We start from the raw sequence: 23,429 nt of genomic DNA on the forward strand, positions 1-23,429 counted from the left end.
TGAATCTGTTGGCTGACACTCAGCTATCGTGGGCAAGCCCCTCCCACATTGGGTTGTGTGGTGTTTTTCAGATCATGAACAGGTCCATGAATCGGTTGACGGGCGTTGCTTCCAGTCGTGCCTGGTCCTTGCACAACGCAAAAATCTCGGCGCTGCGCTGCGCGGGGAAGCGTGTCGCCAGGTTGGCCTTGAACTTGTCTTCCAGCAGCGGGATTCCGTCCTCCCGACGACGGCGATGGCCAATCGGATATTCCACCGCGACCTGCTCGGTGCAGGTGCCATCGCTGAAGAACACCTGCACCGAATTGGCGATGGAGCGCTTGTCGGCCTCCAGGTATTCGCGGCTGTAACGCGGGTCTTCAACGATGACCATTTTCTCGCGCAGTTCGTCGATGATCGGATGGGCCGCGTGGAATTGGTCTTCATAGTGCTCGGCCACCAGATCGCCGAAGGCCAACGGCACGGCGGTCATGTATTGCAGGCAATGGTCACGGTCTGCGGCGTTGGCCAATGGGCCCACCTTGGAAATGATGCGAATCGCCGACTCGTGGGTGGTGATCACGATGCGCTCGATGGCATGCAGGCGTTGCTTGACCAGTGGGTACAAGATGACCGCCGCTTCACAGGCCGTCTGCGCGTGGAATTCGGCGGGGAAGCTGATCTTGAACAGCACGTTTTCCATCACGTAGGTGCCGTAGGGCTGGGACAGGCTGAACCTGCGTTGCTCTTCTGGCTTGAGCGCCAGGTCTTTGTTGGTATGGCTGAACAACACGTCGTAGAAGCCCCACTGTGGCGCGCTCAGCACGCCGGGAATGCCCATCTCGCCGCGCAACGCGATATCCGCCAGGCGCACCCCGCGACTCGACGCATCGCCCGCCGCCCAGGATTTACGCGAACCGGCGTTCGGCGCATGGCGGTAAGTGCGCAATGCCTGCCCATCGACAAACGCATGGGATAACGCCGCGAGCAGTTGCTCACGGTTGGCGCCCATCAGCTTGGCGGTGACCGCCGTGGAGGCGACTTTCACCAGCAGCACATGGTCGAGGCCGACGCGGTTGAAGGCGTTTTCCAGGGCGATCACCCCCTGGATCTCGTGGGCCATGATCATGGCTTCCAGCACCGCACGTACGGTCAGCGGTGCGTCGCCATTGGCCACGCGCTTTTGCGACAGGTGATCGGCCACCGCGAGGATGCCACCCAGATTGTCCGAGGGATGACCCCATTCAGCCGCGAGCCAGGTGTCGTTGTAGTCGAGCCAGCGCACGATGCAGCCGATGTCCCAGGCAGCCTTGACCGGATCCAACCGCAACGCGGTGCCCGGCACCCGTGCCCCGAACGGCACCACGGTGCCTTCGACAAGCGGCCCCAGGTGCTTGGTGCACTCGGGAAAGCGCAAGGCCAGCAGGCCGCACCCGAGGGTGTCCATCAGGCAGTTGCGGGCGGTGTCCAGGGCGGCCTCGGATTCGATCCGGTAGGTGAGGACGTAATCGGCAATGTCCTGCAAGACCTGATCGTAATCGGGGCGGTTGTTCTGGTCGACGTTGGCGCTCATGGCAGTTCTCCAGAGATAGGTTGGGGTCAGTCCTCGGGCTTACGGTTATTGAAGGCAGGTCTTGGATGCCTGCCTTGAAAGAGCCCCCTCCCACAGGGATTAGTGTTGGGTTTTAGAAGGCGTCGCCGGGCACGCGTACGAAGCCTTCCATCAACACCCGCGCACTGCGGCTCATGATGGCTTTTTTCACCACCCACTCACCGTTCACTTGAGTCGCCTCGGCGCCGACGCGCAAGGTGCCCGACGGGTGCCCGAAGCGCACCGCACTGCGCTCCACACCGCCTGCCGCCAGGTTGACCAGCGTTCCGGAAATTGCCGCCGCCGTGCCAATCGCCACCGCCGCCGTGCCCATCATTGCGTGGTGCAGTTTGCCCATGGACAACGCCCGTACCAGCAAATCCACATCGCCGGCCTTGATTGCCTTGCCGCTGGACGCCACGTAGTCCGTAGGCTTGGCCACGAACGCCACCTTCGGCGTGTGCTGGCGTTGGGCGGCTTCGTCCAGGTGCTTGATCAGGCCCATGCGCAACGCGCCATAGGCGCGCACCGTCTCGAACATCGCCAGGGCCTTAGGGTCGCTATTGATCGCGCCTTGCAGTTCGGTGCCGGTGTAGCCCAGGTCCTCGGCATTGATGAAAATCGTCGGGATACCGGCATTGATCAGCGTGGCCTTGAAGGTGCCAACACCCGGCACGTCCAGCTCGTCGATCAGGTTGCCGGTGGGGAACATCGAACCCCCGCCGCCCTCTTCTTCCGCCGCAGGGTCGATGAACTCCAGCTGTACTTCGGCGGCGGGAAAGGTCACGCCATCCAGTTCGAAATCACCGGTTTCCTGCACCGCGCCGTCAGTGATTGGCACATGGGCGATGATGGTCTTGCCGATATTGGCTTGCCATATGCGCACCACGGCCACGCCGTTGTGGGGCACGCGGCCTGCGTCGACCAGGCCGGCGCTGATGGCGAACGAACCGACCGCCGCCGAGAGGTTGCCGCAGTTGCCGCTCCAGTCGACAAAGGGTTTGTCGATGGAGACTTGCCCAAACAGGTAGTCGACGTCGTGGTCGGCGCGCGTGCTCTTGGCCAGGATCACGGTTTTGCTGGTGCTGGAGGTGGCACCCCCCATGCCGTCGATTTGCTTGTCATACGGATCGGGGCTGCCGATCACCCGCAACAGCAGGGCGTCGCGGGCAGCGCCCGGCACCTGCGCCGACGGCGGCAGGTCCCGGAGGCTGAAGAACACCCCCTTGCTGGTGCCGCCACGCATATAGGTGGCGGGGATCTTGATTTGCGCTACAGGTGCCATGGTTGTCCTCTCAGGCAGTCGCCGCCGATTCCAGGAAGTCCTGGGCAAAACGTTGCAACACGCCGCCCGCCTCGTAGATCGACACTTCTTCAGCGGTGTCCAGGCGGCAGGTCACCGGCACTTCGACACGCTCGCCATTCTTGCGGTTGATCACCAGGGTCAATTGCGCGCGTGGCGTGCGTTCGCCGACCACGTCGTAGGTTTCGCTGCCGTCGATCTTGAGCGTGTGACGGTCGGTGCCCGGCAGGAACTCCAGCGGCAGCACGCCCATACCGACCAAATTGGTGCGGTGGATACGCTCGAAGCCTTCGGCGGCAATCGCTTCCACACCGGCCAGTCGCACACCCTTGGCCGCCCAGTCGCGGGACGAACCTTGGCCGTAATCGGCGCCGGCGATGATGATCAGCGGCTGCTTGCGTTCCATATAGGTTTCGATGGCTTCCCACATGCGCGTGACCTTGCCTTCCGGCTCGATACGCGCCAGCGAGCCCTGCTTGACCTTGCCGTTCTCCTGCACCATTTCATTGAACAGCTTCGGGTTGGCGAAGGTTGCGCGCTGCGCGGTCAGATGGTCGCCCCGGTGAGTCGCGTAGGAGTTGAAATCGACTTCCGGCAAGCCCATTTTCGCCAGGTACTCGCCAGCGGCGCTGTCGAGCATGATGGCGTTGGACGGCGACAGGTGGTCGGTGGTGATGTTGTCCGGCAGCACGGCGAGCGGACGCATGCCCTTGAGCGGACGTGCACCGGCCAGTGCGCCTTCCCAATACGGCGGGCGGCGAATGTAGGTGCTTTGCGGGCGCCAGTCATACAGCGGGGTGACTTTGGGCCCGGTGTCTTCGTGAATCGCGAACATCGGAATGTACACGGCGCGGAACTGCTCAGGCTTGACCGCGGCCTTGACCACCGCATCGATCTCTTCGTCGCTTGGCCAGATGTCCTGCAGGCGAATTTCCTTGCCGTCGGCATCGAGCCCGAGCACGTCTTTCTCGATATCGAAACGAATGGTGCCGGCGATCGCATAGGCCACCACCAGCGGCGGCGAAGCGAGGAAGGCCTGCTTGGCGTACGGATGAATACGCCCATCGAAGTTGCGGTTGCCCGACAGCACGGCGGTCGCGTAAAGGTCGCGGTCGATGATTTCCTGCTGGATCACCGGGTCGAGCGCGCCGGACATGCCATTGCAGGTGGTGCAGGCGAAGGCCACCACGCCGAAACCGAGTGCTTCCAGCTCATGGCCCAGGCCCGCTTCTTCCAGGTACATGGCCACGGTTTTCGAACCCGGCGCCAGGGATGACTTGACCCACGGCTTGCGCGTCAGCCCGAGTCGGTTGGCGTTGCGCGCCAGCAGGCCTGCGGCGATCACGTTGCGCGGGTTGCTGGTGTTGGTGCAACTGGTGATGGCGGCGATGATCACGGCGCCGTCGGGCATTTGCCCCGGTACGTCGTCCCACTGGCCACTGATGCCTTTTGCCGCCAGGTCACGGGTGGCGACGCGGGCGTGAGGGTTGCTCGGGCCCGCCATGTTGCGCACCACGCTGGACAGGTCGAAGGTGAGGCCGCGCTCGTATTGCGCGCCTTTAAGGTCATCCGCCCACAGGCCGGTGTGGCGTGCGTATTGCTCCACCAGGGCGACTTGTTCCTCTTCGCGACCGGTGAGTTTCAGGTAGGCGATTGTCTGCTGGTCAATGTAGAACATCGCCGCGGTGGCGCCGTATTCCGGGGCCATGTTAGAGATGGTGGCTCGGTCGCCCAGGGTCAGTGCCGAAGCCCCTTCGCCGAAGAACTCCAGCCAGGCGCCGACGACTTTCTGCTGGCGCAGGAACTCGGTCAGCGCCAGCACCATATCGGTGGCGGTGATACCGGGCTGCAGCTTGCCGGTCAGCTCCACGCCGACGCTTTCGGGCAGGCGCATCCATGAGGCACGGCCGAGCATCACGCTCTCGGCTTCAAGGCCGCCGACGCCGATGGCGATCACGCCCAGGGCATCCACATGGGGGGTGTGGCTGTCGGTGCCGACGCAGGTATCCGGGAAGGCCACACCGTCGCGCACCTGGATCACCGGCGACATTTTCTCAAGGTTTATCTGGTGCATGATGCCGTTGCCGGGCGGGATCACGTCGACGTTCTTGAAGGCCTTCTTGGTCCATTCGATAAAGTGAAAGCGATCTTCGTTGCGGCGGTCTTCGATGGCGCGGTTCTTTTCGAATGCCTGCGGGTCGGCACCACCGGCTTCGACGGCCAGGGAGTGGTCGACGATCAACTGGGTCGGCACCACCGGGTTGACCTGCGCCGGGTCACCGCCTTGCAGGGCGATGGCATCGCGCAGGCCGGCGAGGTCCACCAGCGCGGTCTGGCCAAGAATGTCATGGCATACCACCCGGGCCGGGAACCAGGGGAAATCGAGGTCACGCTTGCGTTCGATCAGTTGGCTCAGGGATGCGTTGAGGGTGGCCGGGTCGCAGCGACGCACCAGGTTCTCCGCCAGTACGCGGGAGGTATACGGCAAGGTGGCGTAGGCGCCGGGGGTGATCGCCTCGACAGCCGCACGGGCGTCGAAGTAATCCAGGCGGCTGCCGGGGAGCGGTTTGCGAAATTCAGTGTTCATCGTCAGGACTCGGTCACGGTGGTTACAAAAGGAGCCGACTGATCCAGGTGTGAAATGCAGTCCAAATGTGGGAGGGGGCTTGCCCCCGATAGCGGTGGTTCAGTACCTGCTGTATCGACTGACAGACTGCCATCGGGGGCAAGCCCCCTCCCACATTTGATTCGATTGTCACTTCGGGATCGTCGGTCTTCAGCGACGTTCGATTGGCACGAACTTGCGCTGCTCTACGCCGATGTACTCGGCACTTGGACGGATGATGCGGTTATTGGCGCGCTGCTCGAACACGTGCGCCGCCCAGCCGGTGAGCCGCGAACAGACGAAGATCGGCGTGAACAGTTTGGTTGGGATGCCCATGAAGTGGTACGCCGAGGCATGGTAGAAGTCGGCGTTGGGGAACAATTTCTTCTGCTCCCACATGGTCTTGTCGATGGCTTCGGAGACCGCAAACAACACGGTGTCGCCCACTTCGTCGGCGAGTTGTTTCGACCAGCCCTTGATCACCTCATTGCGTGGGTCACTGTCTTTGTAGATCGCGTGGCCGAAGCCCATGATCTTGTCCTTGCGCGCCAGCATGCCGAGGGTGCCTTCGACGGCTTCTTCGGCCGAACCGAAACGCTGGATCATCTCCATCGCCGCCTCATTCGCGCCGCCGTGCAGCGGCCCGCGCAGGGAGCCGATGGCGGCAGTGACGCAGGAGTACAGGTCGGACAGGGTCGAAGCACAAACCCGTGCGGTAAAGGTCGAGGCGTTGAATTCGTGCTCGGCGTAGAGAATCAGCGACACGTTCATCACTTTGACGTGCAGGTCGCTCGGCTTCTTGCCGTGCAGCAAGTGCAGGAAGTGCCCGCCGATGCTTGGCTCGTCGGTGACGCAATCGATGCGTTTACCATCGTGGCTGAAGCGGTACCAGTAGCACATGATCGCCGGGAAGGCGGCGAGCAGGCGGTCGGTGACGTCACGCTGCACGCTGAAGTCTTTTTCCGGCTCGATATTGCCCAGGAACGAGCAACCGGTGCGCATCACGTCCATCGGGTGGGCGTCGGCGGGGATGCGTTCGAGCACTTCTTTCAAGGCTTGCGGCAAGTCGCGCAGCTTGCTCAGCCTGGCGCTGTAGGCAGCCAGTTCGGCCTGGGTAGGCAGTTCGCCGTACAGCAGCAGGTAAGCGACTTCTTCAAATTGCGCATCGGCGGCCAGTTCACGTACGTCGTAGCCGCGGTAGGTCAAGCCGGCACCGGCCTGGCCCACGGTCGACAGTGCGGTCTGCCCGGCCACCTGGCCACGCAGGCCGGCACCACTCAATACTTTTGCTTCAGCCATGGTTCTTCTCCAATTTTGTAGTTATTCAAGGAGGCGCGTTTGTCACTTTTTGGCGGCAAACAGCGCGTCGAGCTTCTGCTCGAAGGTGTGGTAGTCGATGCGATCGTAAAGCTCCATGCGGGTTTGCATGGTGTCGATCACGTTCTGTTGCGTACCGTCGCGACGGATCGCGGTGTAAACGTTCTCGGCGGCCTTGTTCATGGCGCGGAAGGCCGAGAGTGGGTACAGCACGATGGAAACATCGGCAGATTTCAACTGTTCGGTGGTGTACAGCGGAGTCGCGCCGAATTCAGTGATATTGGCCAGGATCGGCGCTTTCACCCGCGAGGCGAACAGCTTGTACATCTCAAGTTCAGTGATTGCTTCCGGGAACACCATGTCGGCGCCAGCGTCGATGCACGCGGCGGCACGCTCCAGGGCGGACTCCAGACCTTCCACGGCCAGGGCATCGGTGCGCGCCATGATCACGAAGCTGTCATCGGTGCGCGCATCGACGGCAGCCTTGATGCGGTCGACCATTTCCTGCTGGGACACGATTTCTTTGTTGGGACGATGGCCGCAGCGCTTGGCGCCGACCTGGTCTTCGATGTGGATGGCCGCCGCGCCAAACTTGATCATCGACTTGACGGTGCGCGCCACGTTGAACGCCGAGGAGCCAAAACCGGTGTCCACGTCCACCAGCAGCGGCAGGTCGCACACATCCGTGATGCGGCGAACATCGGTCAGCACGTCATCCAGGCCGGTGATACCCAGGTCCGGAACGCCCAGGGAGCCCGCGGCCACGCCGCCGCCGGACAGATAGATCGCTTTGAAGCCGGCGCGCTTGGCCAGCAAAGCATGGTTGGCGTTGATGGCGCCGACGACCTGCAACGGCTGTTCACTGGCGACCGCGTCACGGAAACGCTGGCCTGGGGTGCTGTTGTTCGTGGAACTCATGACTCACCTCTATTTATTGGGGAGCGCCGTCCGGGAAGTGACGGGCGATGTTGCGTTTGGAAGCGCCGATATGGCGGCGCATCAACAGTTCGGCCAGTTCACCATCGCGGTCGGCAATCGCGTCCAGAATGCGATGATGCTCGGCAAAGGCCTGGCGTGGACGATTGGGCGTGGCGGAGAACTGGATGCGGTACATGCGCACCAATTGGTACAGCTCGCCGCACAGCATCTGGGTCAGGGTGCGGTTACCGGCACCCTGGATGATCCGGTAATGGAAGTCGAAGTCACCCTCCTGCTGGTAATAGCCGACACCGGCCTGGAACGCGGCATCCCGTTCGTGGGTGTGCAGGACCTGGCGCAATTCTTCGATTTCCGCGTCGGTCATGCGCTCGGCGGCCAGCCGGCACGCCATGCCTTCCAGTGATTCGCGAATTTCATACAGCTCGATCAGCTCGGCGTGACTCAACGACACCACCCGTGCGCCGACATGGGGCACGCGCACCAGCAGGCGTTGGCCTTCGAGGCGGTGAATCGCCTCTCGCAGCGGGCCACGGCTGATGCCGTAGGTACGCGCCAACTCCGGTTCGGAGATCTTGGTGCCGGGGGCGATCTCACCCTTGACGATGGCGGCCTGGATTCGTCGGAAGACGTTTTCCGACATCGTTTGGGATTCTTCCGACAGCGCCGGCGGAGCTTCCGATTGATCCAACATATTGTCGACACCTTTGAAAGCAATGCGGCAAAAACTAGCCAATCCTCACCACTTAGTCAAAGAATAAATCAATATTGTCGACAATCGTCTAATAACCTCCGTTATGCGCCACTGAGCATGGCCGCCTGCCAGCGCTGGCGCCAAAAAAGCATCATGTTAGAATGCCCGCCGCATTTGCCTGACATCGCGAGATGAAATGGCGCACGAGGGAGCTTGCGCAGTAATGCCAGTCGCCTTGAATTTCGCACTGCATCGCCTCAGGAATTATGAGACTCAAGCCCTTCCCCCTATTGTTTTGCCTGCTGTCCATACCGAGCCTTGGCGTTGCCGCCGAGAAGACGGTGTATGGCCTGAATGAATACGCCAAGCTGGCGGGCATCGACCTCGAAGTCGCGGCCAAACTCGATACGGGCGCCAAGACCGCCTCGCTGAGTGCGCGCGATATCAAACGCTTCAAGCGCAACGGCGAATCCTGGGTACGCTTCTACCTGGCCATCGATGCCGCCCACTCCCACCCCATCGAACGTCCCCTGGCCCGCGTCAGCAAGATCAAGCGCCGCGCCGGTGATTACGACCCGGAGGAGGACAAGCAGTACACCGCTCGTCCGGTGATTGCCCTGGATATCTGCATGGGCAGCGCTTTACGCAGCATCGAAGTGAACTTGACTGACCGCAGCACCTTCCAATACCCGCTGCTGATCGGCTCCGAAGCGCTGAAGCGCTTTGATGCGCTGATCGACCCCAGCCTTAAATATGCAGCAGGCAAACCTGCCTGCGCCGCCGACGCTCATACCGCCGAGTAAACCGAATGCGCTCTCTGACCCTGCACCTGAAAATCCTGATCACCATTTTGGTGGTGCTGGGTATTTCGGTCACCGCCTACCAGATCTTCGTGCTGGGTATCCCTGTTACCGAGGACGCCACCGACGACTTGTGGAACATCGACGCGAAGGTCGAGTTCGTCGCCAACCCCAAGGACCCGGTAAAGATTTCGATGTTCGTGCCGCCGCTGAGCCGCGACTTCGTGAGCCTCAATGAGAGTTTTATTTCAAACAACTACGGGGTGAGCGTCAACCGTGCGGACGGCAACCGCAAGGTCACCTGGTCGGCGCGCCGCGCCAAGGGCAACCAGACCCTGTATTACCGCCTGGTACTGACCAAGCGCTACAGCGGTGAAAAGGTCAAGATCAAGGGCCCGACCTTCCGCGACAGCATCGCCGTGGAAGGCCCGGAAAAAATCGCCGCCGAAGCCTTGCTCGCGCCGATTCGCCAGCACTCGGCGGACGTCGAGACTTTCATCACCGAAGCCATCAAGCGCACCAACAACCTCAACGATGACAACGTAAAACTGCTGCTGGCGGGCGACGCGTCGACGTCGCACAAGGCCAAGATCGTTGAGTTGCTGCTGTCCATCGCCCACGTTCCGGTGGAAAAAGTCCATACCATCCGCCTCGTCGCCGACCAGCCGCAATCCCCGGAACTGTGGTTGCGCAGCTTCAACGGTAACGACTGGCTGTACTTCAACCCGGAAACCGGTGAACAAGGCCTGCCCGCCGACCGCCTGCTGTGGTGGACCGGCGATGAAAACCTGATCACGGTCGATGGCGGCAAGAAAGCCATGGTCACCTTCAGCCTGAACAACAGCGAGATGAATGCCATCCGCCTGGCCAAGCTGACCGACGAAAACACCGACGCCAACTTCCTCGAATACTCGCTGTACGGCCTGCCGCTGCAAACCCAGCAGACGTTCATGATCATGGTGATGATCCCGATTGGCGTGCTGGTGATCCTGATCCTGCGCAACCTGATCGGCCTGCAGACCCTCGGCACCTTTACCCCCGTGCTGATTGCCCTGGCGTTCCGCGAGACGCAGCTGGGCTTCGGGATTGTGCTGTTCACCATTATCACGGCGCTGGGGCTGTCGCTCAGGTCCTACCTGGAACACCTGAAGCTGCAGATGCTGCCGAGGCTGTCGGTGGTGTTGACCTTCGTGGTGGTGCTGATTGCCGCCATCAGCCTGTTCAGCCACAAGCTGGGCCTGGAGCGCGGCTTGTCGGTGGCACTGTTCCCGATGGTGATCCTGACCATGACCATCGAACGCCTGTCGATCACCTGGGAAGAGCGCGGCGCCAACCATGCGCTGAAAGTGGCAATCGGCACGCTGTTCGCGGCCTCCCTGGCGCACATCATCATGAGCGTGCCGGAGCTGATCTACTTCGTGTTCACCTTCCCGGCGATCCTGCTGATCCTGGTGGGTTTCATGCTGGCCATGGGGCGCTATCGCGGCTACCGCCTGACCGAGCTGGTACGTTTCAAGGCGTTCTTGAAGGCTGACTCGTAATGTTCGGCTTCTGGAAAACCTGGAAGGCCCTGGAAGCGCGGGGAATCATGGGCATCAACCGGCGTAACGCCGACTACGTGCTCAAGTACAACAAGCGCAGCCTGTACCCGATCGTGGATGACAAGATCATCACCAAGGAGCGGGCCATGGCGGCCGGTATCCATGTGCCGCAAATGTATGGCGTGATCTCCACCGAGAAGGAAATCGACAAGCTCGACGAGATCATCGGCGGGCGCAGCGACTTCGTGATCAAGCCCGCCCAGGGCGCTGGCGGAGACGGAATCCTGGTGGTTGCGGATCGCTTTGAGGGGCGCTATCGCACGGTGTCCGGCAAGATCATCAGCCATGAAGAAATCGAGCACCAGATTTCCAGCATTCTGACTGGCCTGTATTCACTGGGCGGCCACCGCGACCGCGCCCTGATCGAATACCGCGTGGTACCCGACCAGATCTTCAAGAGCATCAGCTACGAAGGCGTGCCGGATATCCGCATCATCGTGCTGATGGGCTACCCGGTGATGGCAATGCTGCGCCTGCCAACCCGCCAGTCCGGCGGCAAGGCCAACCTGCACCAGGGCGCGATTGGCGTGGGCGTAGACCTCGCCACCGGCCTGACCCTGCGTGGCACCTGGCTGAACAACATCATCACCAAGCACCCCGACACCACCAATGCGGTGGATGGCGTACAACTGCCCAACTGGGACGGTTTCATGAAACTGGCGGCCGGCTGCTACGAGCTGTGCGGCCTGGGCTATATCGGTGTGGACATGGTGCTGGACCAGGAAAAAGGCCCGCTGATCCTGGAGCTGAATGCGCGGCCGGGGCTGAATATCCAGATCGCCAACGACTGCGGCCTGACCCTGCGCACCCATGCGGTGGAAGCGCGACTGGAAGAGCTGAAAGCCGCTGGCGTGAGTGAAACCCCGGAGGAGCGGGTGAAGTTTGTGCAAGAGATGTTTGGCCATATACCGCCCGTGGAAGGCTGACCCAGCCTTCAAACGGTCTATCCCCGACATCCCCTCTAGGAGCAAATCCTACGGGGGACTACAATCCCCTCCCTTAGCGCCACTGGCTGATCCACCCCCGCATGTCGACCTGTTCCGTTTACCCGTTGCCCTATCGGGCCAACCCCGCCGAGTATTTTGCGGCGATTCGCCATGCCCCTGGCGCAGTGCTGCTCGACAGCGGCCGTCCGGCTGCCGAGCGTGGCCGTTATGACCTGCTCAGCGCCTGGCCTGAGGCGACCTTGGCGGTTGAGCCTGACGAGAGCGGCGGCGATTTCCTGCAACGCTTGCGCAAAAGCCTGACACACCTGGGCGAAGCGGCATTGCCCGCCGGCGTGGAGCTGCCATTTGCCGGCGGCTTGATCGGCTATCTGAGTTACGATTTTGGCCGACACCTGGAACAGATGCCGCACCTGGCGGTAGACGACTTGCACCTGCCGGACGCGCGCTTCGGGCTGTATGCCTGGGCGCTGATCAGCGATCACCCTGCGCAGTCCAGCCAACTGGTGTTCCACCCCAGTCTTGCAGACAGCGAACGGCAACGCCTGATCAGCCTGTTCAGCGCCTTCGTTGTCGACACACCCGTGGCGTTCAAGTTGCAGGGTCCCATGGCACCGGACCTGACCGCCGAGGCCTATCAACAGGCCATCGTGCGTATTCAGGACTATATCCAGGCGGGCGACTGTTACCAGGTCAATTTCGCCCAGCGCTTTCGTGCGCCCTGCATCGGTGATCCGTGGGCCGCTTATTGCGCGCTGCGCAAGGCCTGCCCGACGCCTTTTTCCGGGTTCCAGAGCCTGCCGGAAGGTGGCGCGGTGCTGAGCCTGTCACCCGAGCGTTTCGTGCATGTCAGCCAGCGTCGCGTCGAAACCCGCCCCATCAAAGGCACCCGCCCACGTGGCCTGACGCCTGAAGAAGATGCCGCCAACGCCGCCGAACTGCTGGCCAGCGCAAAGGATCGCGCCGAAAACCTGATGATCGTCGACCTGCTGCGCAACGACCTCGGCCGCAGTTGCCGTATCGGCTCGGTAAACGTCCCGGAGTTGTTCAGCCTGGAAAGCTACCCCAACGTGCACCACCTGGTGAGCAGCGTGACTGGCACATTGGCCGACGACAAAGACGCTCTCGACCTCATTGCCGGCAGCTTTCCCGGCGGCTCCATCACCGGTGCGCCGAAAATCCGCGCCATGCAGATCATCGACGAACTGGAGCCGACCCGACGCGGCTTGTACTGCGGCTCGCTGATGTACCTGGACGTGCGCGGCGAAATGGACAGCTCCATCGCCATCCGCAGCCTGCTGGTCAAGGACGCGCAGGTCTGCTGCTGGGGCGGCGGCGGGATTGTGGCGGACTCGCAGTGGGAGGCGGAATACCAGGAGTCGCTGACCAAAGTGCGGGTGCTATTACATACCTTGGAAAGCCTCTGATCCCAAGCCATTCCTGCCGCAACCCCGACCCGAAAAATCCTGAATCAGAACGGTGGTGGACCGGCGGTTAGCTGGACGATAGCGTCCGACTTCCGCCGCCACCGGCCATCTGTGAAGGATCACATATGCGATTGCTCAACCGTCAGGATTTGTTTCAGAGATTGCATCTCCGCTCACTCAGGCCTAACATCTCCCAAAACGGGAGGTCGTGACGATGCGAATCATTGCGCTCTCAACCTTACGAATATTCTGGGAAAGCCACCCGGCTTTTGCCGATGCAAAAACGCCCTTGGTCGAGTTATATCGCCATCTGGAGAAAACCACTTATCCGACGCCACAGGCGCTCAAGGCAGAGCTGCGGACTGCAAGCATCCTAAAAGGCGGCCGGGTTGTATTCAACGTGGGTGGCAACAAGTACCGGGTGATCATGTCGATCGATTATGAGCGCCAGCTCGGGTTCGTACGCTTCGTCGGCACCCACGCGCAGTACGACCCAATCAATGCGGAGACCGTGTGATGCACATCAAACCTATTCACTCTCAGGAAGATCTGGCCGCTGCGCTCGCCCGCGTTGAGCAGCTATGGGGAGCCGCCATCGGCAGCCCCGAAGGTGACGAGCTGGAAATCCTCGCTGTTCTTATCGAGAAGTACGAGGCGGAACATTTCCCGATGCCGCCTTCGGACCCGGTGGAGGCGATCCGATTTCGTATGGAACAAATGGGCTTGACTGCCCGCGATCTTGAACCGTTTATCGGCCCCAGCGGGCGGGTTTCGGAAGTTTTGAACGGCAAGCGCAAGCTGAGCCTGGCCATGATCAAACGCCTGCACGAGGGTTTGTGCATTCCTTATGAGCGGTTGCTGGCAGGCATTTAGGCGGCGCTGGGTGGGCCCATCGCGAGCAAGCTCGCTCCCACATTTGCCCGCGTTTATCCCGTGGGAACGCGGTCGAATGTGGGAGCGGGCTTGCCCGCGAAGAGGCCACCCGCCTCACCGCATTATTTAAAGGCTCAACGGCCGGTTCGACGCCTTGATGAACGCCTTCTTCAAATCCTCAAACGTATGCACTGCCGGAAACTGCGGGAACTCGCGAATCACATTCTCCGGGGCATGGAACAGAATCCCCTGGTCCGCCTCACCCAGCATGGTGGTGTCGTTATAGGAATCACCCGCCGCAATCACTCGGTAATAGAGCGTCTTGAACGCCAACACCGACTGGCGCTTGGGATCTTTCTGGCGCAACTGGTAGCTGACCACCCGGTCGTTTTCATCGGTGATCAGGCGGTGGCAGAGCAAAGTCGGAAAGCCCAGTTGGCGCATCAGCGGCTGGGAAAACTCGTAGAAAGTGTCAGAAAGGATCACCACCTGGAAGCGCTCGCGCAGCCAGTTGACGAACTCAATGGCGCCGTCCAGGGGCTTGAGGCTGGCAATCACTTCCTGGATATCACCGAGCTTGAGCCCGTGCTCGTCAAGAATGCGCAGGCGCTGCTTCATCAGCACGTCGTAATCGGGAATGTCACGGGTGGTCGCGCGCAGGGATTCAATACCGGTTTTTTCGGCGAAGGCGATCCAGATTTCCGGAACCAGCACCCCTTCCAGGTCGAGACAGGCAATTTCCACAAGACACTCCGTTCGTATTATTCAAGTTGAGCGAGCAAAAGGACTGCCGAACTCTAGCGACTCAAGCACGCCGCCGCAACGCAGGGTGGATTTTGATACCATCGCCCCCTATAGAGCGCTCAGCGCCACTGACCTGTAGGAACCGTCCTGATGAACCAAGCCTTCGACGTCGTTGAACTCGCCACGACCTATGCCAACAAGTCCGCCCAGGACATTCTCAAGCTGGCGTTCAGCCAGTTCGGCGATGACCTGTGGATTTCCTTCAGCGGCGCCGAGGATGTGGTGCTGGTGGACATGGCCTGGAAGCTGAACAAGAACGTCAAGGTGTTCAGCCTTGACACCGGGCGCCTGCACCCGGAAACCTACCGGTTTATCGAACAGGTGCGTGAGTTCTACAAGATCGACATCGAACTGATCTCGCCGGACCAGAGCAGGCTGGAACCCTTCGTCAAGGAAAAGGGCCTGTTCAGCTTCTATAAGGACGGTCATGGCGAGTGCTGCGGCATACGCAAGATCGAACCGTTGCGCCGCAAACTCGCCGACGTTCGCGCCTGGGCCACCGGCCAGCGCCGCGACCAGAGCCCGGGCACCCGAAGCCAGGTGGCCGCGTTGGAAATCGATACGGCGTTTTCTACCCCTGAACGTACCTTGTACAAGTTCAACCCGCTGGCGCAGATGACCAGCGAGGAGATCTGGGGTTATATCCGTATGCTGGAATTGCCCTACAACAGCCTGCATGAACGCGGCTTTATCAGCATCGGCTGCGAGCCCTGCACTCGCCCGGTCTTGCCCAACCAGCATGAGCGTGAAGGCCGCTGGTGGTGGGAAGAAGCCACGCAGAAGGAATGCGGGCTGCATGCCGGGAATATCATCAGCAAGACAAAAGGCTGACGCAATTAACATGTGGGACCCTCGATGGCAGAGTGTCAGGCACTGTACTGGTGACTGGTCCGGCGCTATCGGGGGCAAGCCCCCTCCCACATTTGTTTTGTGTTGGCCATAAACGTGTACACATAATTGTAACCATCGGTGCCATTTATGTGTGCAATCCTGTACTAGCCGCACCAAAACGTAACACTTTATTCCTTTCGGTCTTCGCCCTCCTAAGTCAGCGCCCTTCCTCTCGAAAATAAATAGCTGTTCGAACGGTCAATTTATATCGCTTTCAATTCAGCCAGTTATTTCAATCAGCGATAAAAACGAAATTAACCAGCGTTCTGATAGTTCGAAAGCTGGCACGCATGTGGCTTAAGGTGAAATGCGCTTTGTATACAATAAATACAAAACCTACATACACTTTGCCATCTGCCGACTTGCTGCGGATGCGCTGGAGCCTGCCGGAATGCGTACAAGCCTCTCGAATGACGTCGCACTGGATCTACCCTCCTCCGCCCTGAATCCCCAGGCGGCAAGCCCCGGCCCGCTGGTGCTCAGCCCACGCCTGCACAACAAGGATCTCGCGCCGACCAAGGTCGAAGGTCGTCGCTGGGGGCGCTACAGCATCTTCGCGCTGTGGACCAACGACGTGCATAACATCGCCAACTATTCATTCGCCATCGGCCTGTATGCATTGGGCCTGGGCGGTTGGCAGATCTTGCTGTCCCTGGGGATCGGTGCGGCACTGGTGTACTTTTTCATGAACCTGTCGGGCTATATGGGCCAGAAGACGGGCGTGCCGTTTCCGGTGATCAGCCGTATCAGCTTCGGTATTCATGGTGCACAGATTCCGGCGTTGATCCGCGCCGTGATTGCAATTGCCTGGTTCGGTATCCAGACCTACCTGGCATCGGTGGTTTTCCGCGTGTTGCTGACGGCGATTCATCCGGGGTTTGCCGACTATGACCACAACGCGATCCTAGGCCTGTCTTCGTTAGGCTGGGCGTGTTTCGTGGCGATTTGGCTGGTGCAACTGGTGATCCTGGCCTATGGCATGGAAATGGTCCGTCGCTATGAAGGCTTCGCCGGACCGGTGATTTTACTCACCGTGGCTTCGCTGGCCGGCTGGATGTACTTCCAGGCAGGAGGCAACATTGCCTGGTCGATCCGCGAGCCGCTGAGCGGCGGCGAGATGTGGCGCAATATCTTTGCCGGTGGCGCGTTGTGGCTGGCGATCTACGGCACGCTGATCCTCAACTTTTGCGATTTCGCGCGCTCCTCGCCCTGCCGCAAGACGATTCTGGTGGGTAATTTCTGGGGCCTGCCGGTGAATATCCTGGTGTTCGCCGCCATCACCGTGCTGCTGTGCGGCGGGCAGTTCCAGCTCAATGGTCGGGTGATCGAAAGCCCGACCGAAATCATCGCCGCCATTCCCAATACCTTTTTTCTCGTGCTCGGCTGCCTGGCCTTCCTGATCGTCACGGTGGCGGTGAACATCATGGCCAACTTCGTCGCGCCGGCTTTTGTACTGAGCAACCTGGCGCCCAAGTACTTGAATTTCCGTCGTGCCGGGTTGATCAGCGCCACCGTGGCGGTGCTGATCCTGCCGTGGAACCTCTACAACAGCCCGCTGGTGATCGTGTATTTCCTGTCCGGCCTGGGCGCACTGCTGGGGCCACTCTACGGCGTGATCATGGTCGACTACTGGCTGATCCGCAAAAGCCAGGTGGATGTGCCGCAGCTGTATAGCGAAGACGCACTCGGGGTTTATTACTACAGCCGGGGCGTGAACCTGCGCGCTGTGGCGGCGTTCGTGCCGGCAGCGGTGATCGCCATCCTGCTGGCACTGCTGCCCGGGTTCGCCAGCGTTTCGCCGTTCTCCTGGCTGTTTGGCGCCGGTATTGCAGGGTTGCTGTACCTGCTGATCGCCAAGCGCCAGCCGTTCTACGCCGATGTCAGCGGCGAAAGTATTGCAGTCGACAACGTCAGTCATTAAACAAGGACATTTCATGCGCATCCTCGTGGTCAACGTCAACACCACCGAATCCATCACCGAAACCATCGCCCAGCAGGCGCGCAGCGTGGCCTCGCCGGGTACCGAGATTGTCGGGCTTACCCCCTACTTTGGCGCCGAGTCGGTGGAGGGCAACTTTGAAAGCTACCTGGCGGCCATCGCGGTAATGGATCGCGTGATGACCTATGACCAGCCATTTGATGCGGTGATCCAGGCCGGTTACGGTGAGCATGGTCGCGAAGGCCTGCAGGAATTGCTCAACGTGCCGGTGGTGGATATCACCGAAGCCGCAGCCAGCACGGCGATGTTTTTGGGTCACGCCTATTCGGTGGTGACCACGCTGGACCGCACGGTGCCACTGATCGAAGACCGGCTGAAGCTGGCCGGCCTGTACCAGCGCTGCGCCTCGGTGCGCGCCAGTGGCATGGCGGTGCTGGAACTCGAGGAAGACCCGCTGGCTGCGATGGAGGCCATCGTGCGCCAGGCGGAACTGGCGATCAGTGAGGACAAGGCAGAAGTGATCTGCCTGGGCTGCGGCGGCATGGCCGGACTGGATGAGCAGATCCGCCAGCGCACCGGGGTGCCGGTGGTGGATGGGGTGACGGCGGCGGTGACGATCGCTGAATCGCTGGTGCGGTTGGGGTTGTCCACGTCGAAGATCAGGACCTATGCCACGCCAAGGCCAAAGAAAGTGCTGGGTTGGCCCGGCAAGTTCGGGCACTGAAAATGAAATGTGGGAGGGGGCTTGCCCCCTCCCACATTTTGCTCACTTCAAGCCAGTTAGATCGCGCTGAATCGTTGAGCCAACCGCTGCTCGACAAACTGCTCGATCACGAAATCCACAAACGCCCGCGTCTTGCCAGGTAATAGTTTGTGCTCGGCGTAATAGATAGAGATATTGCCGTCGTCCACATACCAGTCCGGCAACACCCGCACCACCGCGCCGCTGTCGAGGAACGGCACGGCCATCGGCATGCTGACCAGCGCAATGCCCAGGCCCTGGGCGCTGGCGCAGCAGGCGGCTTCGGAATCGCTCATGGTCATCGCGGCCTTGAGCACCAGTGGGCTGTGCTCGCGCTCGCGATGGGTCAGTTGCCATGAACGCACCCGCCCGGTTTGCGGTGAACGAATCAGGATGCCTTGGCAACGCGACAAATCCTCGGGCGCACGCACCGCTGGGCTTTGCGCCAGGTAAGCCGGCGAAGCCACCAGCACCCGGTGCGCCGGCGTCAACTTGCGCGCCACCACGCCTTGGGGCAGTTCAAATCCACCGCCAATGGCGGCGTCAAAGCCCTGGCCGATCAAGTCGACCTGGCGGTTATCGAAATGCCAGTCCGGGCTGATAGCCGGGAAGCGCTGCATGAACTCACCCAACAGCGGCACCACGTACCGATTGCCGAACACGGTGCCCATGCTGACCTTCAGCGTGCCCACCGGCCGCCCTTCGGCGCTGGCCAGGTTGGCCACGGCGTTTTGAATCGTGGTCAGGCTACCACTGACCTCATCAAGGAACAGCTTGCCGGCTTCGGTCAGGGTCAGGCGTCGGGTACTGCGCTGAAACAGCCTGACGCCCAGGCGCACTTCCAGCTTGGCCACGCTTTTGCCGACCGCTGCGGGCGTCAGGCTAAGGTGTCGCGCTGCCTCGGCGAAGCTACCGCCCTCGGCGCTGCGCACAAAGCATTCGATACTGCCAAAGCTCTCCATACCGCCCCACTCTAAACTTATGGTTTACACAGACTATAGCAATCACGCTCTACCGGTGCCGACGAGCGAGGTCGATACTCACTCCATCAACTACTTGGAGATCGACATGACCACACCTACCCTCACTGGCAAAGTCGCCTTGGTTCAAGGCGGTTCCCGCGGCATCGGCGCTGCCATCGTCAAGCGCCTCGCCGCACAAGGCGCCGCCGTTGCCTTTACCTACGTCAGCTCGGCCGCCAAGGCTGAGGCTTTACAGAACAGCGTGATCAGCGAAGGCGGCAAAGCCCTGGCGATTCATGCCGACAGTGCCGATGCCACGGCGATTCGCAACGCGGTCAACGTAACGGTCGACACCTTCGGCCGCCTGGATATTCTGGTGAACAACGCGGGCTTGCTGGCCATCGCGCCGCTGGAAGCGTTCACGCTGGAAGACTTCGACCAGACCCTGGCAATCAACGTGCGCAGTGTCTTTATCGCCACCCAGGAAGCCGCCAGGCACATGGGCGAAGGTGGCCGGGTGATCAACATCGGCAGCACCAACGCCGAACGCATGCCGTTTGGCGGCGGTGGGCCGTATGCGATGAGCAAGGCGGCGCTGGTCGGTTTGACCAAAGGCCTGGCACGGGACCTGGGGCCACGGGGAATCACCATCAATAACGTACAGCCAGGCCCGGTGGATACTGACATGAACCCGGCAGACAGTGATTTTGCCGAGAGTCTGATGGGGCTGATGGCGGTGGGGCGGTATGGGCACGTGGAGGAAATCGCCAGCTTCGTGGCGTATCTCGCCGGGCCGGAAGCCGGGTACATCACTGGCGCCAGCTTGACCATCGACGGTGGCTTCAGCGCCTGAGGTTTTGGCAACACTGCACAACCCATGTGGGAGGGGGCTTGCCCCCGATAGCGGTGTATCAGTCATTTATCTGTGACTGACCCACCCGCATCGGGGGCAAGCCCCCTCCCACATTTTTTCGGCGTTGAATCAAGGCATGGGCGGCAGGCCATACTCAGCCAGATCAAACTCCGCGAGTTTGCGGATGATCAGGTCGGCATGCTGATACTTGCTGTCGGCCATGGCTTCATCGGGCACGGCAACAGCGGTCATGTGCGCCGCTTTCGCCGCCGTCACGCCGAACGGCGAGTCCTCGAAGACCAGGCAATCCTCGGGGGCCACGCCCAGGCGACGCGCGGCGGTGAGGAAGATATCCGGCGCGGGCTTGGCGGCGCCGACTTCCGGATCGTCGGCGGTCACGATGGTGTCGAACAGGCCAAACCACTCGCGGTGCAAAGTGGTCTTGTGGCCGAACGAGTTGCGCGACGAACTGGTGCCCACGGCAATCGGAATGTTGTGCGCCTTCAAATGCCGCACCAACGCCTCGGCGCCAGGCATGCCCAGCGCTTTGGGAAAGCGCTCGCTCATCAGCGGTTCGCGAATCTCTAGAAACTCTGCCGGCGTAATCGGCAAGTCCAGCGCCTTGACCACATAGTCTGCCAGGTCCTGGGCGCCGCGCCCGATGATGTGCTGCTTGATGCCCCAGTCATAGGTGCGGCCGTAGCGTTCGGCGATGATTTGCGTGACTTCGGTGTAGATGCCTTCGGTATCCAGCAATAACCCGTCCATATCGAAAATAACGGCCTTGATTTGGACAGCGGTATGCGGTGCATTCATCACAACAGAACCCTGGGGGAAGGACTAAAAGGATTCAGCACAATAACGGCCCTGGTTGCTTGCAAGCAACCTTCGTAAATCCCGAATTGGGTATTCATACCAGGCAACAGTTTTGTCGACCTGCGTGCGCGGCGCCCGTCTAGGGTTTGTGCGAGACAGCGATCAGCCTTTGACCAGAGCCTGAAAATACACCTTGCAAACCTTATAAAAGACTTATTAACCTCAAATAAATTCGATCCACTGGACGCGTAAATCCGTCAAACAGCTGCTTCGGCTGCATACCTATCATCAGCAACAGATACGCGATGCGGTGTCGGCGCTTGAGCGCATGCCCGATACAGTTAATGTCAAGAGGCTGGTTAATTGGCCCCACGGCTATCGGCTTCGGGTAGGTCAGTACCGAGTCGTGTTCGACTGGGACGGGGACATCCATGTGGTCAGCATCCAAGAGGTCAAGAAACGTGACGAGCGAACCTATTGCCGTACAGATCATCCACAATACCGAGGGCAAGCCAGCCTTCGTAGTGATTCCCTATGAACATTACGTGGCCCAGCAAAACGACCCAAATCTGATTCCCCATGCAGTCGTCAGCCGCTTGGTGGATGGAGCAACGCCTATACGGGCCTGGCGCGAACACCTGAACCTCACCCAGGAAGAAGTCGCCCAGCGACTGGGCATTTCACAACCTGCATTCGCCCAGCAAGAAGCGGTAAACAAGCCGCGTCGGACCACGCGGGAAAAGATTGCCAAGGCATTTGGTATAAACGCCTGTCAACTTGAGCTATGACCTCCTCCCGGTCAATCGGCACCTTCGCGCCCCTCTCAAAGCGAACCCAAGCATGCTCTTTCGTATAGCCGCCGACAGCCTGGTGCTGTTCCATCTGGGCTTCATTCTGTTCGTGCTGTTCGGCGGACTGCTGGCCCTCAAGTGGCGATCACTCATCTGGCTGCACCTGCCCGCTGCCGCCTGGGGCGTTGCCGTGGAAGTATTTCACCTGCCCTGCCCGCTCACTCGCTGGGAAAACCTGTTGCGCCACATGGCCGGGCAGGACGGTTATGGCGCAGGCTTCATCGAGCATTACATCCTTACGCTGATCTACCCGGCCGGGCTCACGCCGCAGATCCAACTGGGCTTGGGCGCGTTGGTGCTGCTGATCAATATCGCGGTGTATGCGCGACTGATCCGACGTTATCGACAGGCTTGAGACAGCCACACTGGTGAAGAATCAGGGTCCCTCTGCTCCCTCGTAGACGCCGCCATGTCCGAAGCCTTCGAAGTTCCCAGCCCTCACGAAAAACACCTTGAACACACCACCGAACATGCCCACGGCCGTGGCGACAGCTTCGCCAGCCGCATCGCGGTGATGACCGCCATCATGGCCACCGTTGGCGCCATGCTCAGCTACCAGGCCGGCTCCAGCGAAAGCGAGGCGGCGATGGACAAAAACAACGCTGCCATCATCAAGACCGAAGCCGCCAACCAATGGAATTACTACCAGGCCAAATCCAGCCGCCAGAACCTGGCGGAACTGGCCACGCATATCCCTGGCGTGGATGCCGCCCACTACAACGACGAAATCCAGCGCTATAAAAGCCAGAAGGAAGAGGTGCGCAAACAGGCAGAGACGCTTGAAGCCAGTTCGCGGGAATGGGACCACAAATCCGAGCAAGCGCTGCATCAGCACCATCGCTGGGCACAGGCCATGACAGCGATTCAGATCGCGATTTCGCTGGCGGCGATCACCTTGCTGACGCGCAAAGAATGGCTCAAGCGCCTGTCATACACCGCCGGCGGCGTGGCGGTGGTGCTCGGCAACCTGGCTTGGCTGCATCTCTAGACACTGGATCGTGAACACCATCAAAGTGATTTCAACCTGCCAACTGAGCGATTAGAGTGACGCGGCTCGCTGGCGTTTGCCCCATTTGATCCGTTCAAAAAGACTCTATAAAAATGAAGATATCGTTCGTCGTATCGCTGATGGGTTTATCGCTGACGCAAATCCCTCTGTCCATGGCAGACAATGCCAACGGGAAAAACCTGTATTTACAGCGATGCGCCATGTGCCACGGAGCCGATATCCGAGGCACAGGGCCATTGGCCCATAAAAGCAGCCCTCCTACACCTGATCTCACGACTTCCGCGTTCAAGAAGCGGTTGCATGATTATCCGGGCGTCATCGTGTCGTCGGTAATCCTGCGGCCAAATGGAGATTTGATCCCGAACACCTTGCGAGAAAATGGCGTGAAGCTAGCGCCACACGCCTGGAGCGTTAAGGATTTTCGCGACTTGAATCAATATATGGGTGACGTCATCGCGAAAAGTCGATGAGTTGAAGATGAGCGTCACATTC

General features: G+C 60.5%; 23 protein-coding genes and 1 pseudogene. 15 read left to right on the top strand and 9 right to left on the bottom strand.

The window, feature by feature from the left end:
- Positions 1-67: 67 nt before the first annotated feature.
- The 6 genes from prpD to C4J94_RS20120 all read right to left on the bottom strand — a co-directional run bounded on the left by prpD (position 68) and on the right by C4J94_RS20120 (position 8,425).
- On the bottom strand, positions 68-1,552 hold the full coding sequence (gene prpD, locus C4J94_RS20095; RefSeq protein ID WP_124387742.1) for a 2-methylcitrate dehydratase: 1,485 nt from the start codon (positions 1,550-1,552) through the stop codon (positions 68-70).
- A gap of 112 nt (positions 1,553-1,664) precedes the next feature.
- Positions 1,665-2,855: a 2-methylaconitate cis-trans isomerase PrpF gene (gene prpF, locus C4J94_RS20100; RefSeq protein WP_124387743.1), complete on the bottom strand. Its 1,191-nt coding sequence runs from the start codon at positions 2,853-2,855 to the stop codon at positions 1,665-1,667.
- Positions 2,856-2,865: 10 nt separating this feature from the next.
- Positions 2,866-5,460, bottom strand: a complete 2,595-nt coding sequence (gene acnD, locus C4J94_RS20105; RefSeq protein WP_124387744.1) for a Fe/S-dependent 2-methylisocitrate dehydratase AcnD — start codon at positions 5,458-5,460, stop codon at positions 2,866-2,868.
- Positions 5,461-5,649: 189 nt separating this feature from the next.
- Positions 5,650-6,777 carry a 2-methylcitrate synthase gene (gene prpC / locus C4J94_RS20110; RefSeq protein ID WP_124387745.1) on the bottom strand — a complete coding sequence of 376 codons (1,128 nt, stop codon included), beginning with the start codon at positions 6,775-6,777 and terminating at the stop codon, positions 5,650-5,652.
- Positions 6,778-6,819: 42 nt separating this feature from the next.
- On the bottom strand, positions 6,820-7,713 hold the full coding sequence (prpB, locus tag C4J94_RS20115) for a methylisocitrate lyase (protein WP_124387746.1): 894 nt from the start codon (positions 7,711-7,713) through the stop codon (positions 6,820-6,822).
- Between the two features lie 13 nt (positions 7,714-7,726).
- Entirely contained in the window at positions 7,727-8,425 is a 699-nt protein-coding gene (locus C4J94_RS20120; protein WP_124387747.1) for a GntR family transcriptional regulator, read from the bottom strand.
- 266 nt (positions 8,426-8,691) lie between these two features.
- Between C4J94_RS20120 and C4J94_RS20125 the strand changes: the two genes are divergently transcribed.
- The 6 genes from C4J94_RS20125 (at position 8,692) to C4J94_RS20150 (ending at position 14,070) form a co-directional block, all read left to right on the top strand.
- Entirely contained in the window at positions 8,692-9,228 is a 537-nt protein-coding gene (locus C4J94_RS20125) for an ATP-dependent zinc protease (protein WP_124387748.1), read from the top strand.
- 5 nt (positions 9,229-9,233) lie between these two features.
- Complete coding sequence (locus C4J94_RS20130) at positions 9,234-10,766, top strand: inactive transglutaminase family protein (RefSeq protein WP_124387749.1); 1,533 nt, start codon at positions 9,234-9,236, stop codon at positions 10,764-10,766.
- Positions 10,766-11,752 (top strand): alpha-L-glutamate ligase-like protein, encoded by a 987-nt coding sequence (locus C4J94_RS20135; protein ID WP_124387750.1) that lies wholly within the window; start codon positions 10,766-10,768, stop codon positions 11,750-11,752. The genes C4J94_RS20130 and C4J94_RS20135 overlap by 1 nt, the downstream gene beginning before the upstream one ends.
- Before the next feature lie 101 nt (positions 11,753-11,853).
- Entirely contained in the window at positions 11,854-13,197 is a 1,344-nt protein-coding gene (gene pabB / locus C4J94_RS20140; RefSeq protein ID WP_124387751.1) for an aminodeoxychorismate synthase component I, read from the top strand.
- Positions 13,198-13,411: 214 nt separating this feature from the next.
- Positions 13,412-13,714 (top strand): type II toxin-antitoxin system HigB family toxin, encoded by a 303-nt coding sequence (locus tag C4J94_RS20145; protein WP_124387752.1) that lies wholly within the window; start codon positions 13,412-13,414, stop codon positions 13,712-13,714.
- Positions 13,714-14,070 (top strand): type II toxin-antitoxin system HigA family antitoxin, encoded by a 357-nt coding sequence (locus tag C4J94_RS20150; RefSeq protein ID WP_124389025.1) that lies wholly within the window; start codon positions 13,714-13,716, stop codon positions 14,068-14,070. The genes C4J94_RS20145 and C4J94_RS20150 overlap by 1 nt, the downstream gene beginning before the upstream one ends.
- A 126-nt stretch (positions 14,071-14,196) precedes the next feature.
- Here the strand turns inward: C4J94_RS20150 and thrH are convergent, their stop codons facing one another.
- Entirely contained in the window at positions 14,197-14,814 is a 618-nt protein-coding gene (gene thrH / locus C4J94_RS20155; protein ID WP_124387753.1) for a bifunctional phosphoserine phosphatase/homoserine phosphotransferase ThrH, read from the bottom strand.
- 150 nt (positions 14,815-14,964) lie between these two features.
- Here thrH and C4J94_RS20160 point away from each other — a divergent pair, with 150 nt between their 5' ends.
- The 3 genes from C4J94_RS20160 (at position 14,965) to C4J94_RS20170 (ending at position 18,428) form a co-directional block, all read left to right on the top strand.
- On the top strand, positions 14,965-15,705 hold the full coding sequence (locus C4J94_RS20160; protein WP_124387754.1) for a phosphoadenylyl-sulfate reductase: 741 nt from the start codon (positions 14,965-14,967) through the stop codon (positions 15,703-15,705).
- A gap of 451 nt (positions 15,706-16,156) precedes the next feature.
- A complete protein-coding gene (locus C4J94_RS20165) occupies positions 16,157-17,686 on the top strand; it encodes an NCS1 family nucleobase:cation symporter-1 (RefSeq protein WP_124387755.1) in 1,530 nt (509 codons plus the stop codon).
- Between the two features lie 13 nt (positions 17,687-17,699).
- Positions 17,700-18,428, top strand: a complete 729-nt coding sequence (locus C4J94_RS20170; protein WP_124387756.1) for an aspartate/glutamate racemase family protein — start codon at positions 17,700-17,702, stop codon at positions 18,426-18,428.
- A 56-nt stretch (positions 18,429-18,484) separates the two neighbouring features.
- Here C4J94_RS20170 and C4J94_RS20175 read toward each other — a convergent pair whose 3' ends face one another.
- The gene (locus tag C4J94_RS20175) at positions 18,485-19,408 is read right to left on the bottom strand and encodes a LysR family transcriptional regulator (protein WP_124387757.1); all 924 of its coding nucleotides are present in this window, start codon (positions 19,406-19,408) and stop codon (positions 18,485-18,487) included.
- Between the two features lie 106 nt (positions 19,409-19,514).
- Here C4J94_RS20175 and C4J94_RS20180 point away from each other — a divergent pair, with 106 nt between their 5' ends.
- Positions 19,515-20,261 carry a 3-oxoacyl-ACP reductase family protein gene (locus tag C4J94_RS20180; protein ID WP_124387758.1) on the top strand — a complete coding sequence of 249 codons (747 nt, stop codon included), beginning with the start codon at positions 19,515-19,517 and terminating at the stop codon, positions 20,259-20,261.
- Positions 20,262-20,390: 129 nt separating this feature from the next.
- Here the strand turns inward: C4J94_RS20180 and C4J94_RS20185 are convergent, their stop codons facing one another.
- On the bottom strand, positions 20,391-21,077 hold the full coding sequence (locus C4J94_RS20185) for an HAD-IA family hydrolase (RefSeq protein WP_124387759.1): 687 nt from the start codon (positions 21,075-21,077) through the stop codon (positions 20,391-20,393).
- A 226-nt stretch (positions 21,078-21,303) separates the two neighbouring features.
- On the opposite strand from C4J94_RS20185, the pseudogene C4J94_RS20190 reads away from it, so the two are divergent.
- The 5 genes and pseudogenes from C4J94_RS20190 to C4J94_RS20210 form a co-directional block, all read left to right on the top strand.
- Positions 21,304-21,555, top strand: a pseudogene (locus tag C4J94_RS20190) (type II toxin-antitoxin system RelE/ParE family toxin); the annotation flags it as partial.
- Positions 21,509-21,865, top strand: a complete 357-nt coding sequence (locus C4J94_RS20195) for a helix-turn-helix domain-containing protein (RefSeq protein WP_124387760.1) — start codon at positions 21,509-21,511, stop codon at positions 21,863-21,865. The pseudogene C4J94_RS20190 and the gene C4J94_RS20195, both read left to right, overlap by 47 nt.
- Before the next feature lie 52 nt (positions 21,866-21,917).
- Positions 21,918-22,283: a DUF2784 domain-containing protein gene (locus tag C4J94_RS20200; RefSeq protein WP_124387761.1), complete on the top strand. Its 366-nt coding sequence runs from the start codon at positions 21,918-21,920 to the stop codon at positions 22,281-22,283.
- Between the two features lie 54 nt (positions 22,284-22,337).
- Positions 22,338-22,916, top strand: coding sequence for a DUF4337 domain-containing protein (locus C4J94_RS20205; protein ID WP_124387762.1), 579 nt, complete (start codon positions 22,338-22,340; stop codon positions 22,914-22,916).
- A 113-nt stretch (positions 22,917-23,029) separates the two neighbouring features.
- Positions 23,030-23,407, top strand: coding sequence for a cytochrome c (locus C4J94_RS20210; RefSeq protein ID WP_124387763.1), 378 nt, complete (start codon positions 23,030-23,032; stop codon positions 23,405-23,407).
- The last annotated feature ends 22 nt before the right edge of the window (positions 23,408-23,429 follow it).

It is taken from the genome of Pseudomonas sp. R5-89-07 (assembly GCF_003851685.1).
Classification (GTDB): Bacteria; Pseudomonadota; Gammaproteobacteria; order Pseudomonadales; family Pseudomonadaceae; genus Aquipseudomonas.

Bases quoted from the DNA above. Each gene is read 5' to 3' on its own strand.
- prpD (WP_124387742.1), bottom strand. From the start codon at position 1,552: ATGAGCGCCAACGTCGACCAGAACAACCGCCCCGATTACGATCAGGTC.
- prpF (WP_124387743.1), bottom strand. From the start codon at position 2,855: ATGGCACCTGTAGCGCAAATCAAGATCCCCGCCACCTATATGCGTGGC.
- acnD (WP_124387744.1), bottom strand. From the start codon at position 5,460: ATGAACACTGAATTTCGCAAACCGCTCCCCGGCAGCCGCCTGGATTAC.
- prpC (WP_124387745.1), bottom strand. From the start codon at position 6,777: ATGGCTGAAGCAAAAGTATTGAGTGGTGCCGGCCTGCGTGGCCAGGTG.
- prpB (WP_124387746.1), bottom strand. From the start codon at position 7,713: ATGAGTTCCACGAACAACAGCACCCCAGGCCAGCGTTTCCGTGACGCG.
- C4J94_RS20120 (WP_124387747.1), bottom strand. From the start codon at position 8,425: ATGTTGGATCAATCGGAAGCTCCGCCGGCGCTGTCGGAAGAATCCCAA.
- C4J94_RS20125 (WP_124387748.1), top strand. From the start codon at position 8,692: ATGAGACTCAAGCCCTTCCCCCTATTGTTTTGCCTGCTGTCCATACCG.
- C4J94_RS20130 (WP_124387749.1), top strand. From the start codon at position 9,234: ATGCGCTCTCTGACCCTGCACCTGAAAATCCTGATCACCATTTTGGTG.
- C4J94_RS20135 (WP_124387750.1), top strand. From the start codon at position 10,766: ATGTTCGGCTTCTGGAAAACCTGGAAGGCCCTGGAAGCGCGGGGAATC.
- pabB (WP_124387751.1), top strand. From the start codon at position 11,854: ATGTCGACCTGTTCCGTTTACCCGTTGCCCTATCGGGCCAACCCCGCC.
- C4J94_RS20145 (WP_124387752.1), top strand. From the start codon at position 13,412: ATGCGAATCATTGCGCTCTCAACCTTACGAATATTCTGGGAAAGCCAC.
- C4J94_RS20150 (WP_124389025.1), top strand. From the start codon at position 13,714: ATGCACATCAAACCTATTCACTCTCAGGAAGATCTGGCCGCTGCGCTC.
- C4J94_RS20160 (WP_124387754.1), top strand. From the start codon at position 14,965: ATGAACCAAGCCTTCGACGTCGTTGAACTCGCCACGACCTATGCCAAC.
- C4J94_RS20165 (WP_124387755.1), top strand. From the start codon at position 16,157: ATGCGTACAAGCCTCTCGAATGACGTCGCACTGGATCTACCCTCCTCC.
- C4J94_RS20170 (WP_124387756.1), top strand. From the start codon at position 17,700: ATGCGCATCCTCGTGGTCAACGTCAACACCACCGAATCCATCACCGAA.
- C4J94_RS20175 (WP_124387757.1), bottom strand. From the start codon at position 19,408: ATGGAGAGCTTTGGCAGTATCGAATGCTTTGTGCGCAGCGCCGAGGGC.
- C4J94_RS20180 (WP_124387758.1), top strand. From the start codon at position 19,515: ATGACCACACCTACCCTCACTGGCAAAGTCGCCTTGGTTCAAGGCGGT.
- C4J94_RS20185 (WP_124387759.1), bottom strand. From the start codon at position 21,077: ATGAATGCACCGCATACCGCTGTCCAAATCAAGGCCGTTATTTTCGAT.
- C4J94_RS20195 (WP_124387760.1), top strand. From the start codon at position 21,509: ATGTGGTCAGCATCCAAGAGGTCAAGAAACGTGACGAGCGAACCTATT.
- C4J94_RS20200 (WP_124387761.1), top strand. From the start codon at position 21,918: ATGCTCTTTCGTATAGCCGCCGACAGCCTGGTGCTGTTCCATCTGGGC.
- C4J94_RS20205 (WP_124387762.1), top strand. From the start codon at position 22,338: ATGTCCGAAGCCTTCGAAGTTCCCAGCCCTCACGAAAAACACCTTGAA.
- C4J94_RS20210 (WP_124387763.1), top strand. From the start codon at position 23,030: ATGAAGATATCGTTCGTCGTATCGCTGATGGGTTTATCGCTGACGCAA.